This window comes from Enhygromyxa salina, from assembly GCF_000737335.2.
GTDB lineage: Bacteria > Myxococcota_A > Polyangia > Nannocystales > Nannocystaceae > Plesiocystis > Plesiocystis salina_C.
In genome coordinates this window covers 1-13,883 of the sequence record NZ_JMCC02000163.1, presented here as the reverse complement: position 1 = coordinate 13,883, position 13,883 = coordinate 1, and the positions used below count along the sequence as shown (strand labels likewise).

At 66.7% G+C, this 13,883-nt stretch carries 8 protein-coding genes and 1 pseudogene; 7 read left to right on the top strand and 2 right to left on the bottom strand.

Going from position 1 to position 13,883, the window contains the following annotated elements; genetic code table 11:
- Positions 1-180, top strand: a pseudogene (locus DB30_RS38460) (hypothetical protein); the annotation flags it as partial.
- Between the two features lie 316 nt (positions 181-496).
- On the opposite strand, the gene dnaB reads toward DB30_RS38460, so the two are convergent.
- Positions 497-2,011 carry a replicative DNA helicase gene (gene dnaB / locus DB30_RS38455; RefSeq protein ID WP_205633166.1) on the bottom strand — a complete coding sequence of 505 codons (1,515 nt, stop codon included), beginning with the start codon at positions 2,009-2,011 and terminating at the stop codon, positions 497-499.
- 286 nt (positions 2,012-2,297) lie between these two features.
- On the opposite strand from dnaB, the gene DB30_RS38450 reads away from it, so the two are divergent.
- From DB30_RS38450 to DB30_RS38440, 3 genes are read left to right on the top strand one after another with little or no spacing between them, the layout of a single operon-like run.
- Positions 2,298-3,341: a serine/threonine-protein kinase gene (locus DB30_RS38450; protein WP_052558803.1), complete on the top strand. Its 1,044-nt coding sequence runs from the start codon at positions 2,298-2,300 to the stop codon at positions 3,339-3,341.
- A gap of 13 nt (positions 3,342-3,354) precedes the next feature.
- Positions 3,355-4,206, top strand: a complete 852-nt coding sequence (locus DB30_RS38445; protein ID WP_052558802.1) for a purine-nucleoside phosphorylase — start codon at positions 3,355-3,357, stop codon at positions 4,204-4,206.
- Positions 4,196-5,332 carry a hypothetical protein gene (locus tag DB30_RS38440; RefSeq protein WP_052558800.1) on the top strand — a complete coding sequence of 379 codons (1,137 nt, stop codon included), beginning with the start codon at positions 4,196-4,198 and terminating at the stop codon, positions 5,330-5,332. Before DB30_RS38445 ends, DB30_RS38440 begins: the two co-directional genes overlap by 11 nt.
- A gap of 534 nt (positions 5,333-5,866) precedes the next feature.
- Here DB30_RS38440 and DB30_RS38435 read toward each other — a convergent pair.
- The gene (locus DB30_RS38435; RefSeq protein WP_052558798.1) at positions 5,867-6,976 is read right to left on the bottom strand and encodes a hypothetical protein; all 1,110 of its coding nucleotides are present in this window, start codon (positions 6,974-6,976) and stop codon (positions 5,867-5,869) included.
- Between the two features lie 281 nt (positions 6,977-7,257).
- Here DB30_RS38435 and ileS point away from each other — a divergent pair, with 281 nt between their 5' ends.
- From ileS to DB30_RS38420, 3 genes are all read left to right on the top strand, one after another.
- Entirely contained in the window at positions 7,258-10,563 is a 3,306-nt protein-coding gene (gene ileS, locus DB30_RS38430) for an isoleucine--tRNA ligase (RefSeq protein ID WP_165704145.1), read from the top strand.
- 159 nt (positions 10,564-10,722) lie between these two features.
- Positions 10,723-12,045: an AAA family ATPase gene (locus tag DB30_RS38425; RefSeq protein WP_052558794.1), complete on the top strand. Its 1,323-nt coding sequence runs from the start codon at positions 10,723-10,725 to the stop codon at positions 12,043-12,045.
- Complete coding sequence (locus tag DB30_RS38420) at positions 12,038-13,690, top strand: tetratricopeptide repeat protein (RefSeq protein ID WP_146662550.1); 1,653 nt, start codon at positions 12,038-12,040, stop codon at positions 13,688-13,690. Before DB30_RS38425 ends, DB30_RS38420 begins: the two co-directional genes overlap by 8 nt.
- Positions 13,691-13,883 lie beyond the last annotated feature (193 nt).

Genomic DNA, 13,883 nt, shown 5'->3' with positions numbered 1-13,883 from the left:
CAGCTTCAAGTGCTGCGCCGCGTGCTCGTCGACATCCTCGAGCTGCGCGGGTTCACGGTCACCGCCGATCACCGCGCCCGCATCCAATCATGCGACTCCCTCGAGACCCTCGAGGGCTGGTACACAAAAGCCCGCAACCTCCCAACCAACGCATCGGTCGAGCTGCTATTCGACGCCTGATTCGTCGAGCTTGTTCGTCACTCGAATCCAGCGCATCAACTCCTCGAGCACCGCGGGCTCAATCGTCATTTGGCTCATTGCGATCGACGCAAAAATGGAGCGCCGTGCGGAGGCCGAGGGAGCCCAGACAAGAGCCCCCTTCTACACGGACCCGCGCAAAACTAGACGCACAGAATGGAGCGCCGTGCGGAGGCCGTCGGTGCCCAGACAAGAGCCCCCTCCTAGGGGGCCAATCATACCCCCGCAAACAAACGACCCATTGGGAGCGAGCGAAGCGAGTGACCGCGAAGTGCAAAACCCCCCGTGGGGGTCATAACTAATACCCGCCGGCCTCGTAGTCGGGCGCCGGGTTCTCGAACCGGGTGTGCTTCTTCATGAACGTGAGGTGCACAGTCCCGATCGGCCCGTTGCGCTGCTTGCCGATGATGATCTCAGCCTTGTTCTCGACCTCGCGCCGCTTCTCTTCGGGGGTGTCGGCGTTGAGGTACCGCTCCTCGCGGTAGATGAACATGATCACGTCGGCGTCCTGCTCGATCGCGCCCGACTCGCGCAAGTCCGACAGCTGCGGCCGGTGATCCGCGCGCGAGTCGACGGCGCGGTTGAGCTGCGAGAGCGCGATGACGGGGACCTTGAGCTCTTTGGCCAGGGCCTTGAGCCCACGCGAGATCTCCGAGATCTCTTGCTCGCGCGAGTCGTAGCGGGCCTTGCCGCCGCGCGCGAGCTGGAGATAGTCGATCATGATCAGGCCCAAACCCTTGTGGTTCGCGCTGGGATCTTCGGGGTCGGGCTCGGGGAAGATCGAGCGGTCGTCCCGCCAGCGGCGCGAGCGAGCGCGGATCTCCAGGATGCTGGGCGCGGCGGTGTCGTCGATGTAGAGCGGCGCGTTGGAGATGCGATCCGCGGCGGCGATCAGCCCGCGAAAGTCCTGCTCCATCATGCGTCCGCCGCGACGGAGCTGGGCGTAGTCGACTCGAGCTTCGCTGCACAGCACGCGCTCGATCAGCTGGGTCGCGCCCATCTCGAGCGAGAAGAACAACACGGGGAACCGACCGGGGCGCTGCTCGGGCGGGGCGTTGGCGAACTTGGCCGGGATGATGCACGCGTTCTGGGCCAGGTTGAGCGCGAACGCGGTCTTGCCCATGGAAGGTCGCGCGGCCAGGATGATCAGATCGCTGGGCTGCAAGCCGGCGGTCATCTCGTCCATCTGCGTGAAGCCGGTCGAGATCCCGGTGATCGGATCGGTCTGGCGCTGGCGCTCGGTGATGCCCTGGAACACCTCGAGCATCAGCTCGCGGGAGCTGCGGTAGGTGCTCTTCCGGCCGCGCTCGTTGACCTTGAGGACCCGCTGCTCGGCCGTGTCGATGTAGGCCTTTGGATCCTCGATCTCCTCCATGCCCTCTTCCGCGATCTCGCGGGTGGCGACGACGAGGTTGCGGATCTGGGCGGCCTCGAGGATCAGCTCGGCGTGGGCCTTGATGTTGTGCGCGGTTGCGAAGCGGTCGAGCCGGGCCAGGCCTTCGATGCCGCCGACGAGCTCGAGCTCACCCGTGCGGCGCAGCTGGGCCTCGAGGGTGATCACGTCGATCGGCTCGCCCCGCTCTTCTAGGATCCGCATGCCCCGGAACACCGCCTGGGCCCGGGGCTGGTAGAAGTCGTCTTCGGTGATGTGCTCGAGCACATCGCTGAGCGCCTCGCGGCCGCGCAGAAGGACCCCGCCGAGCACCGCGTTCTCGGCTTCGGGACGGTGGGGGAGGGTTCGGTGCTGGGCCATGGGCGCGGTGAGATCCCCGGCGAACGGCCGCGGGCGGCTCACCGTCGCCCGCCCCGTCACGTCCGGCAAGTGGACCGCCAACTAGCCTGCCACCCCTCGCGCGACTCGGATGATCTGGCCTGGATCATGGCTCGGAACGTCGTCCGGCCAGCTTCGCAGAGGATCGGGATCTAAATATATTCAGTAAAATCAATGGCTTGCGTCGTTGTCCCCGAGGCGTGGTCGCCCTGCCCGGGGACGCGACGCGATGCGTGTGCTGCGCGGACTTGTCGGCTCACGCAGGTGCCAGCGACTGGGCGCGGCGGGCGATGGGCGGCGTGCCCTTCCCGTGATAGGTTCTCGCCGCATGGCGCGGGTGCCCGAGAAGATCGGCCACTACCAGATCCAGGGTTTGCTGGGTAAGGGGGCGATGGGCGAGGTCTACGAGGGCCGTGACCCAAACCTTGGTCGTCGAGTGGCTCTGAAAGTCCTTGGGCGAAAGCACCAAGAGTCCTCCGAATTTAAGGAGCGCTTCCTTCGGGAGGGCCGGTCGTTGGCGTCCATGAACCACGCCAACGTGGTTCAGGTCTACTTCATCGGCGAGTTCGAGGGCCGGCCCTACCTGGCGATGGAGTTCCTCGACGGTGAGGACATCGGCGGCGCGATCAAGAAGAACGGCCCGCTCCACCCAGGCGACGCCGCCGAGGTGGTCCGCCAGGCCTCGGTCGGGTTGCTCGAGGCCAAGCGCGCGGGCGTCGTCCACCGCGACGTGAAGCCCTCGAACCTGGTCGTGACCAAGGCCGGCGAGGTCAAGGTCACCGACTTCGGGCTCGCCAAGGCGCTGCAAGAGGACTTGTCGATCACGGCGACAGGCGTGTTCGTTGGCACCCCCGACTACCTCGCGCCGGAGCAGGCGATGGGTGAAGACGTGGACTCGTCCGCCGACGTCTACGCGCTGGGTTGTTCGCTCTATCACATGTGCACGGGCAGCCCGCCGTTTCGCAAGGGCGGCAGCGACGACCACTACACCGCGGTGGTTCGTCGGCACCTCAAGGCCGAGCGCCCGGTGCTCAAGGCCCAGATCGCAGGGTTCGACGAGCCGCTCAGCGATCTATGTCGCCGCATGATGAGCCGGCGGCCGGACGTGCGGCCCACGCTCGAAGAGCTGATCGACGAGCTCCCGGTCATCATTGGTCGGATCGGCGGACAGATCCCCCCGCGTCACGCCGCGGTCGAGGTCATCACCGAAGCTCCGCCCGCGGCGGTGGAGCCGGCGGGCTCGAAGGCCGAGGACGTCCGCGCCGCAGAAGCCGCTCCATCCGCAAGCCAGAAGACCTGGGTGCTGGCGATCGTGATCGGCATCGTGATCGGCGTGGTCGTGTCGCTGGGCGTGATGTTGATGGTGAACTAAGCTCCCGAGTCCCATGCAATTCGAGCCCAATTGGCACCCCGAAGGCGCTGCGTGCGAGCAGGCCCTGCGCGAACGACTGCCCGATCTCGAGGCCGTCGACTGGATGATCGTTGGCGGCTCTGGGATCGGAAAGCCGCTCGTTGATCAAGCAGGTGAGCACGCGCTTGGTCTGGTGATCCAGCATGAGGTCCCGCTCGCGGAGCTCGGCCTGCCCGCGCCATCGGTCGCCGGACATGGAAGCTCCTTGGTGTTTGGCGAGCTCCCGGCCAGCGATGGCCACGCCGCGGTTCGGGTGTGCGTGCAGACTGGCCGCATCCACCCTTATGAGGGCCACCCGGCCAGCCTCGCGACGGCGCCGCTTGGCGCGGTGCTGAGCCTGGGGGTCAAGCGGCTGCTGCTGACGTGCGCGGTTGGGGGCATCAACCCGGATCTGCGCGTGGGCACGATCGTCAGCTTGCGCGATCAGATCGGCCTGTTCGGACCCACGCCGCTGCGGGGCGCTGCGTTCATCGACTGCTCGGACATCTACTCCGCCAAGCTGCGCGCGCAGCTGCAGGCGCATGTGGGTGGCACCGCAGAGCAACTGCCCGAGGTCGTCTACGCCCACGCCCGCGGACCGCAGTACGAGACCCCAGCCGAGGTCGCTGCGCTGCGCTTGCTCGGTGGCGACGTGGTCGGGATGTCGACCACCTACGAGGCGATGCTCGCCGCAGCGCACCGCACACCCACCTGTGGGCTTGGGGTCGTGACCAACGCGGCTGGCAGCGAGGCGCTGTCGCACCTCGAGGTCCAAGAAGAGTCGGCGCGGGCACGCAGTCGGCTGTCCGCGTTGATCCGGGCACTGCTGCGCGCTCATGTCGAGTGAGCCTGGCGGCGGTCGCGACAAGCCGAGCGGGTCTGGCAGCTCGGGCACGCGTACCGTCGACCCGCTCCGCCCCGAGCGAATCGCCGCGATCTCGCGCGCGCTCGGACACGAGCTGCTCGAATCGATCGCGCTCGCGGCTGACGGCCTCGCCGACGATCTCGCCGAGCGCCTGGGCATGGTCGCCTGGGAGCGCGAGGACCAGATCGGCATGGCGCAGCGTCGCTTGATGGCGCTGCGCGAGCGTCGATTTCATCGCTACGGGGGTGAGCCGGCCTTGGTTCGCGAGCTGCGCGAGCAACCGCTCGAGGCGCTCGAGCTGGCTTGGCGAGCGCTGCGACGCGGTCGCAGGGTCCACGTGGAGTCCGAGGCCGACGCGTGCCCAGGCGTGTTCCAGATCCTGCGGGACATGTCCGATCTACTTGGCGAGGCGTTGCTCAGCGTGTCCGCCCCTGGCGTGCTGGATCATCCCCACGCGGACTGGCAGCGGATCGGGGTTCGCGAGCGGCGCGAGCGGGTCGCGTTGATCCAGCCCGACGCCGACCACGAGCTCGCGGCCTACGTGCTGGCGCGCGCGTGCCTGCGACGAACGGGCTTTGATCCGCGCGTGGTTCATCGCGTGGTCGTGGTCGGCCCCAGCGAGCGGCTCGAGCGAAACTTGCGGCGCCTGTGGGTTGGAACTCAGATGGGCCCGGTCGACGACGAGCACGCGTTCGCGGGCCCCGTCACCGAGCGAAGGTCGGCACAATTTTTATTGGACGACGCCGCCTGGCGAGCGCGCGACGAGGTCACCACGATCTGCCCAGGCGGCCGCCTGCGCCGCGCCAACGCTCCCGGCCAGGCGTTCTTGGCCCCCGCGCTGTTCCGCGTCCGCATCCCAAACGATCAACTTCCCACCGACGAACCCCCAGCGCACGGCCCGATCCTGATCGTCTACCCGGTCGGCACCGACGCCTCGGCCGAGATCCGCGGCGAGCGACTGCTCGAACACTTCGCTCCCCGCGGCCACGGCCACCTCCGCTTCGGCAGCAAGCCCCGCGACCTCACCCTGCGTCGCAGCGATCGCCAAGTCCACGGCGCCCTCCTCGTCGAGCGCCTCCCCCCCGGCCTCCCCGAACCGAGGCCGTGATAGACCCCCCTTTGATAGACCCCCACAGAGGCTTTCGCACTTTGCCATGCACGTCCGCTTCGCGTCCGGTCGGTCGCTGGCGCTCCCTCGATGGGCTGGTTCATTTGTACGCAGCCGCATGAGTGGCCCCCTAAAGGGGGCTCTCGTGCGAGCACGGCGCTCCATCCCAGGCAGTCGCTCCATCTCCGACTGCACGCGAACCCACGAGCGCACGGAGGACGACACGCAAGTAGAGCGCCCCCCGGTGGCCATCAACCGCCCAGTCACGCGGGCTCCATCTCCGCCTGCACGTGAACCCACGAGCGCATGGAGGACGACACGCAAGTGGAGCGCCCCCCGGTGGCCACCTCCGCCTGCACGTGAACCCACGAGCGCACGGAGGACGACACGCAAGTGGAGCGCCCCCCGGTGGCCACCAACCGCCCAGACGAGAGCCCCCTTCTAGGGGGCCACACATACGCCCGCGTACGGCCTACCCAAAACGAGCGAGCGAAGCGAGCGAAGCCGAAGTGGAAAACCGCCTGTGGGGGTCAATTACAGGCAGCCGACGCAGACGAGGAGCTCGCCTTGCTTTTGCTCGGGCAGCGGGTCCGCCTCGAAGTCCTCGGGCCCGTTGACGTAGCGAATGTTGGCGCAGGACTCGCTGACCAGCGCGATGCGCATGCCTGCGCCCTCGATCGCAGGAACGCCGGGGTAGTTGACGTCAGCGCGCTCTTGGTTGGGCAGGCCTTCGTAGGCCGGGTCGATGATGCAGTTGTTGCCGAAGTCGCCGCACTCGATGGTTGCGTTGCAGACGAAGTCGTCGCTGGACGAGAAGATGCCGCGGTTCTCGAGGATCATCGTGTACCAGTTGTCGGCGTTGCCGACGTCGACGGTGATGTTCGAGGCCTGACCCTTCTTGTTGGCGATGTTGATGTTGGTTGGCTCCGAGCAGCCGCAGCCCATCGCGTAGCCCATCTCAACGCAGGTGTCGTTGTTGCCGCAGCCCGCGTAGTGCTGGGTGTTGGGATCCATCTTGACCGTGACGTTGCCCGAGTCGAGGTCGATGTCGAGGTTGCCGGCGACGCCGTCGACGCTGATGTTGCCGCGGTCCGGGTAGCTGTCGATGCCCTCTTCGAGGTTGTCGGAGGTCACCAGGAGCAGGTCGCCGTCCCAGCCAGTGGGGATCGTGACGCGGAAGTTGGCGCCGTCGCGGACCGGCTGAAACAAGCCGTCGTAGTAGGCGCGGACGTAGCAGCTGTCGACCGCGTCGGCGTCCGGGTTGGCGCAGGACTCGATCATGTTCTCTTCCGAGGGGGGCTCGGGAGCCGAGATCGCGTAGCCCCAGTACTGCATCTTGTCGAACGCGACCTGGGCGGCGGCCGCGTCCTCGGCGACCGTGAACCGCTGCATCTCGATCGTGATCTTGTCGGTGCCTTCCTTGTAGGTGACCTCGATGTTGCCGCGGTTGGCGAAGTTTTCCGAGGCGATGCGATCGCCCACGCTCAGCAGCTTGAACTGGGCGGCCGGCAGCGAGGCGACCTCTTCCCACTCGTCATTGATCGGCTTGCGCGTGTTCGTGGGATCATCGTCCGTGTTGCAAGCGGAAAGCGACGCGATCGCAGCGACGGCGAGAAATGCGGGGAAGAGCAGGCGCTTGGTCATCTGAAGACTCCGTGCAGGGGCCAGGGGGCGAGTGAGGAGCGGATGGGGGAGAGCTCGGCTCGTCCGTGGCCAGAAAGCCACGGCCAGGATACCGGTCGGTGGCCAGCCCGGCAATGCGGCCGAAACGGATGCGGGCAAACATACGTGTCTTGGGTCACGAGCATGTGCGGCTTGGAGTGCGAGTCCCGGCGTGGATCTGCGGGCGTTGCTGCGATCCGCTGGCCCGGCTAGGTTCGAGCGGTCCGAAGGCCATCATGACCAAAGCACCAGATACTGGGTTCGTGGCGCCTCTTGCACCCTTCGATCTGCCCGCGATCGAGCGAAGCATCATCGAGCTGTGGGGCTCCTACGAGGTCGAGTACCGCAGCTTACATGGCCGGCGGCCCAGCGAAGACGCAGCTCCGGGCGCGCAAAAAGGGGACGCCAAGCCGACCTTCGTGTTCTTTGACGGCCCGCCCTTCGCGACCGGGCTGCCGCACTACGGGCACCTGCTCGCGGGCACGATCAAGGACGTCGTGCCCCGCTACTGGGCCATGAACGGCTACGCGGTCGAGCGCCGGTTTGGCTGGGATTGCCACGGGCTCCCGATCGAGAGCCTGGTCGAGGACGAGCTCGACGTCCACGGCCGCGCCGAGATCGAGGCGCTGGGGGTGCCGAAGTTCAACGCCGCCTGCCGGGCCGGCGTGCTGCGCTACACGCAAGAATGGCGCAGGGTCGTCGAGCGCATGGGTCGCTGGGTCGACTTCGACGACGACTACAAGACCATGGACCCCACGTTCATGGAGAGCGTGTGGTGGGTGTTCTCGCAGCTGTGGGGGCAAGGCCGCATCTACGAGGGGCACCGCGTGCAGCCGGTCTCGCCGCTGCTTGGGACGCCGCTGTCGAACTTCGAGGTCGCCCAGGGTCCGCAAGAGCGCAACCCCAAGACCGGCAAAGACGGCCACAAGCTCCGCGATGATCCCAGCGTCACGGTCCGCTTCGAGCTCGAGGACGAGCCGGGCACCTTCTTGTGGGCATGGACAACGACCCCGTGGACGCTGCCAAGCAACCTCGCGCTGGCCGTCCACCCCGACGTGGTCTACGCCAAGATCCGCGTGATCGAGACCGGTGAGCTCGCGTGGATCGAGCCCAGCTTGCTCGCGCAGTATCAAGAGCGCAAGCGCGTGGGCGAGACCGAAGAGCTCGAGCGCCGCAAGGGCAGCGAGCTGGTTGGCCTCGCCTACAAGCCCTTGTTCCCCTACTTCGCGCACTTTCGTGAGCGCGAGGACGGCACCCGCTGGGCCTTCAAGGTGGTGGTCGCCGACTACGTCACGACCGACACCGGCACCGGCATCGTCCACCAGGCACCCGCGTTTGGTGAAGACGACTTTGAAGTTGGCAAGCGCGAGGGCCTTCCGCTGGCTCGGCCCATGGATCTCAACGGCGTGTTCGACGAGCAGGTGCCGGACTTCGCCGGGCAGCGGGCCAAGCAGGCCGACAAGGGGATCGTCAAGCTGCTCGAGGCCGACGGCAAGATCGTCGACAAAGACGTCTACCGCCACGCCTACCCGCACTGCTACCGGACCGACGAGCCGCTGCTGTACATGGCGCTCTCGACTTGGTTCATGAAGGTCGAGGACATGCGCGAGCAGCTGCTTGCGCACAACGAGCAGATCCACTGGGTGCCCAACCACGTTGGGACCGGGCGGTTTGGCAATTGGCTGGCCGTGGCCCGCGACTGGAACCTCAGCCGCAACCGCTACTGGGGCACGCCGCTGCCGATCTGGCGCTGCGACGAGGACCCCACCGACATGCACTGCATCGGCTCGATCGCCGAGCTCGAGCGCCGCGCTGGGCTCGAGCCGGGCACGATCACGGATCTGCACCGCGAGAGCGTGGACGACATCACCTTCCCATCGGAGCGGACCCCCGGCGGGACCATGCGGCGGATCTCCGAGGTGTTCGATTGTTGGTTCGAGTCGGGCTCGATGCCCTACGCGCAAAACCACTATCCCTTCGATCCAAGCAAGAAGCAGTACGTCGAGGACAACCTGCCTGCCCACTTCATCGCCGAGGGCTTGGATCAGACCCGCGGCTGGTTCTACACGCTGCACGTGCTCTCGACCGCGCTGTTTGGCCGGCCTGCGTTCGAGAACGTGATCGTCAACGGCCTGATCCTGGCCGCCGACGGCAAGAAGATGTCCAAGCGGCTGCAGAACTACCCCGATCCGCTTGGCGTGGTCGAGGCGTTTGGGGCCGACGCGCTGCGGGCCTACTTGATCTCGGGTCCGGTGGTGCGGGCCGAGCCGATGCGCTTTGGTCGGGACGCCAAGGACACCAAGGGGTTGATCGTCCGCGACATGGTCAAGGCCGCGATCCTGCCCCTGCAAAACGCCTACAATTTCTTGGTCACCTACGCGCGCGCCGACGGCTGGGTGCCCACCCGCGAGATCCTGAGCGCGCGGCCGACCAGCGAGCTGGATCTGTGGATCCTCTCGCGGGTCCAGAGCTTCGTCGCCCGGCTGCGCAGCGAGTTCGAGGCCTACAACCTCGACAACCTGGTGCCCGAGTGGCTCGGCATGTGCGACGAGCTCAACAATTGGTACATCCGCCGCGGTCGGCGTCGCTACTGGCGTGGCGCGAGCGAGAACGACCAAGACAAGGCCGACGCCTACGCGACGCTGTACCGGGTGCTGGTCACGATCGCCCACTGCATGGCCCCGGTCTTGCCGTTCTTCTGCGAGCACCTGTACCAGCGCCTGGTCGTTGATGTTGGCCTCGCCGAAGGCCCCGACGGCGACTCGGTCCACCTGCAGTCGTTCCCGGTCGTTGACGAGACGCTGATCGACCTCGAGCTCGAGCGCCAGGTCGCCCGGGCCCGCAAGGTCGTTGGGCTGGCCATGGCCCTGCGCGAGGCCGAGCGGATCGGCGTCCGCCGGCCGCTGCCTTCGTTGATCGTCGCCAGCCGTGACCCCGAGGTCCGCGCCGCCGTGGTGCGCTTCGCCGGCGAGATCGAGAGCGAGCTCAACGTCAAGACAATCGAGGTCGTCGAGGACGACGCCGGGCTGGTCTCGCTGTCCGCCAAGGCCAACTTCAAGGTCCTCGGTCGCAAGCTGGGCAAGAAGATGAAGGCCGTCGCAACCGCCGTCGAGCAGCTCGAGCCCGGCCAGCTGCGCGAGATCCTGGAGGGCGGCACCGTCGAGCTCGAAGGGGAGACCCTTGGCCCCGACGAGCTCTTGTTCCAGCGCGCACCCCTACCGGGCCGCGTGGCCGACAGCGCCGAGGGCATCACCGTCGTACTCGACACCACGATCGACGCCGCGCTCGAGCAAGAGGGTCTTGCCCGCGAGCTGATCAACCGGATCCAAAACCTGCGCAAGACTTCGGACCTCGACGTCAGCGATCGGATCGATCTCGCCGTCACGTGCGAGCCCAGCGCCAAGCTGTTTGGTGCGCTCGAGCGCGACGACTTGCGGGGCCTGATCCAAGCCGAGACCTTGGCCACCAGCTTGGTCGTCAACCCATCGGACGCCAGCCGCACCCACCAGGGTCAAGACGAGATCGACGGCGAGCAGCTGACCCTCGGGGTCAACGTTGCGTCGGCGTAGGACTCAGGCAGCGAGTCCATCACGGGCTGCTGGAGTGCTTGACGCACTCCGGGGCCTCGACCAAGGTTGGGACATGACCGAAGACGGCAACGGTTGGGTCAGGCATGATGAGCGGGGCGACGCCGTCATCGACGGGGTCTAGCCGGGGGAGCTCGAGGCATGTCAACGTTTCAACGCGCCAAGAACACCGAAGAAGCGTTTCGTGCCCTCGATCCTTTCGCGTTGATCAAGCCTGGTGATCCGCGGTTTGCTGACTTTGACGCAATCTTGGCGCGCGAACATTACGGGGTGTCTTCCAACCTGAAGCGCCACTTTCGCGGGATCCTGCAAGATCCCCAGTGGATGCACATCGGCATCGTGGGCCACAAGGGGACCGGCAAGACCACGCTCGTGCGCAAGGCCATGACCGAGCTGCGCAGCGAGGGGGTCATGGCGGTGCAGATCGACGCGATGCTCGAGCTCGATCAGGGCAACTTCACGTTCGCGGACATGATGTTGGTCGTCGCGCGCTCGGTGATCGCGTGCGTGCAGGATCAAAACATTGAGATCGACGGCGCGCTCGTGCAGCTGATCATGGACTGGTTTGCGGTGGAGTTGCTCGAGGAAGAGCACCGCAAAGAGATCACCGCGGCGGCCGAGGCCAAGGTCGGCTCGGGTCCCGCGTTGGCGCTCCTGGCGGAGATTTCGGCCACGGTCACGGCCGCGCTCAAGTCGGACAACGTCTACCGGCAGATGATCCGCAGGCAGGCGGAGCGAAACCTCGCGGAGCTGGTCGCGCGCGTCAACGCGCTCCTCGATGGTGTCCATGCGGCGCTCGAGCCCCGACGGCAGCAGCTGTGCGTCGTGTTCGACAACCTCGAGAAGTTCGACGATCGCACGCTCGTCGATCGGGCGGTGTTGCGTCGGGCCGATGAATTTCGCCAGCTGCGTTGTCACCTGCTGTTGTTCTTCAGCCCCGCGGATCAGTACGCCCCGCGCACTGTGCAGGCCAGTCAGGCATTTCCTCTGGTCACGGTCCCTGTGTTGCCGGTGCGCTTCTTGGGTGATCCCGCCGAGCATGTGCGCCCCGATGCCAAGCGCGCCGTCGAGCGCTTGCTCGACGCGCGGCTCGAGCTCGCGGCCGTGTTCGCCGATGTCGACGCCGCGATCGAGGCCCTCGCCCGCCTGTCGGGCGGTCATGTGCGTGACCTGCTGCATCTCGCGCGACAAGCTGGCGAGAACGCGGAGCCAGCCAAGATCCAAGTGCATCACATTCAAGCGGCCAGCGTGTGGCTGGCCGGCCAGCGCACGATCCTGATGCGCGAGAAGGACTGGCCGCGCGCGGTCGAGATCTCGCAAACGAACAAGGTCGGCAACCGCGACGAAGACTCGCACATGCTGCTGCACTCGTGCGTGCTCAACTACAACGGGCAGCCTTGGTGGGATGTCCACCCGGTGATCCGTCAAGACTCGCAGTTTGCTGCGGCAGCGCGCGATGACTGAGGCCGAGGACGCGGACGTCGCCGCGAACGACGAGAGAGAGCTCGAGCGACTGCTTCGGTTCTTGACGCGTCCCCGGCTGGACTTCGGCCTCGCGTTGGCCCTGTTCGTCGATCCCGCCGTGGCTCGTGACATGCGTGCGCGCGCGACCAAGCTCGCGCTGGAGCAGGGCTGCAATGTCGCGACCTTGGACCTCGCGCGAGTCGGGGCCGAAGGCGACATCATTCAACACTTGCGCGACCAGCTCGAACACGCCGACGCGGTGTTTGTCCACGCCCTCGATCGGCAGCTCGAGGACACGCTGGGCCACCCGTTGCATTCGGCCGCGCTCGTGAATCTCAACCATCGGCGGGATCAGCTGCCCGAGTTGCTGTCGGGGCGGGTGGTGTTGTGGGTCTCCAAGCGGCTGTACCCACGGCTGGCGAAGATCGCCTGGGACTTGCTCGAGGTCAGCCTGACTCGGGTCGAGTTCGATCGAGTGGCGCCGACTGCTATCGAGCCCGCCCCCTTGGAGGGTGCGCCCGCGTGGTTTGAGTTCGTTGGCAAAGCGCAGCTCCCCAAGTACGGTGAACTCGCTCGCGCGTGGTTGAACCGGGCGAATGCGGCGACTGATCCACGCGCCGAAGCCGAGGCCGCTGCGGTCGCGGCAACCTTGCTCGTATCGACCGTCGACTTCGATTCGGCACAAGCTCAGCTAGAGCGGGCCACCGCGCGATTCGAGCAGCTTGGCGATCTCGCGTCCGCCGCTTCGCAGCGGGCCCGCCTCGCTGACCTGCTCGGGTATCGAGGCTTCCACGATCGCGCTGAAGCCCAGGCTCGCGCCGCCGTCGGGCTTGCCCACACCGCGGGCAATTGGGCGACGGAGGCCCAATGTCGGCAGATCCTGGCCGACACGCTGCGTCGTCGCAGCCAGTGGGAAGAGTCTGCGACGACCCTCTCCGAGCTCGCTGCCGACAGCGAGGCCCGCGGGGATGCTTCCAATCTGGCCATCGCGCTCGCCAAGTCAGGCGCGCTGTTCACCGCCCACGATCAATTCGAGCGAGCCGAGGCCACGTTTCAGCAAGCGTCCGACCTGTTCGCCGAGCTTGGCGATGACGCCAATTGGGCGAGCGCCCGCAATTCCTTGGCGGATCTCCGCCTCGCCCAAGGCCGGCTCGACGAGGCGCGGCGCCTCTACATCGAGGAAGTCGCGCCAGTCGTCGAGCGGCTCGGCGACGAGCGCCAGCTAGCGATCCTCCGTGGCCGCGTGGCCAGGATTCACGCGAAGCAGGGCGAGCTAGACGCGGCGTTACAGATCCTGCGCGATGAGGAACTACCTGTTTTCGAGCGGCTCAACGACAAAGTCAGCGCGCTAGGAACCAAGATGATCATCGCCGACGTCCTGACACAAAAAGGTGATCTAGACGCAGCCGCCACACTGTTCGACGACGTCGCCAACGGGGCCCGAGCACTGTCCAACCCCGCGCTCGAGCTCGTGGCAACCTTACACGCAGCCGCCCTACACGAGCAGCGCGCCCGATTGAAGTCAGCGCTGACCCGCTACGAAGCCGCCAACCACCTCGCCAACCACCTCGGAGTCCCCCGCGACCCCGAACTCGAGCAAGCGCTGACCCGCCTGCGTCCCCCCCCAACCCCCACCGACAACTAGCGCCCCGACTTTCGGGCCCCCACAACTTTCGCCCCCCAAGACTTTCGGGCCCCCACAACTTTCGCCCCCCAAGACTTTCGGGCCCCCACAACTTTCGCCCCCCAAGACTTTCGGGCCCCCACAACTTTCGCCCCCCAAGACTTTCGGGCCCCCACAACTTTCGCCCCCCAAGACTTTCGGGCCCCCACAACTT

Excerpts from the sequence above, each read along its gene's own strand:
- DB30_RS38450 (WP_052558803.1), top strand. The coding sequence starts at position 2,298 with ATGGCGCGGGTGCCCGAGAAGATCGGCCACTACCAGATCCAGGGTTTG.
- DB30_RS38445 (WP_052558802.1), top strand. The coding sequence starts at position 3,355 with ATGCAATTCGAGCCCAATTGGCACCCCGAAGGCGCTGCGTGCGAGCAG.
- DB30_RS38440 (WP_052558800.1), top strand. The coding sequence starts at position 4,196 with ATGTCGAGTGAGCCTGGCGGCGGTCGCGACAAGCCGAGCGGGTCTGGC.
- DB30_RS38435 (WP_052558798.1), bottom strand. The coding sequence starts at position 6,976 with ATGACCAAGCGCCTGCTCTTCCCCGCATTTCTCGCCGTCGCTGCGATC.
- DB30_RS38425 (WP_052558794.1), top strand. The coding sequence starts at position 10,723 with ATGTCAACGTTTCAACGCGCCAAGAACACCGAAGAAGCGTTTCGTGCC.
- DB30_RS38420 (WP_146662550.1), top strand. The coding sequence starts at position 12,038 with ATGACTGAGGCCGAGGACGCGGACGTCGCCGCGAACGACGAGAGAGAG.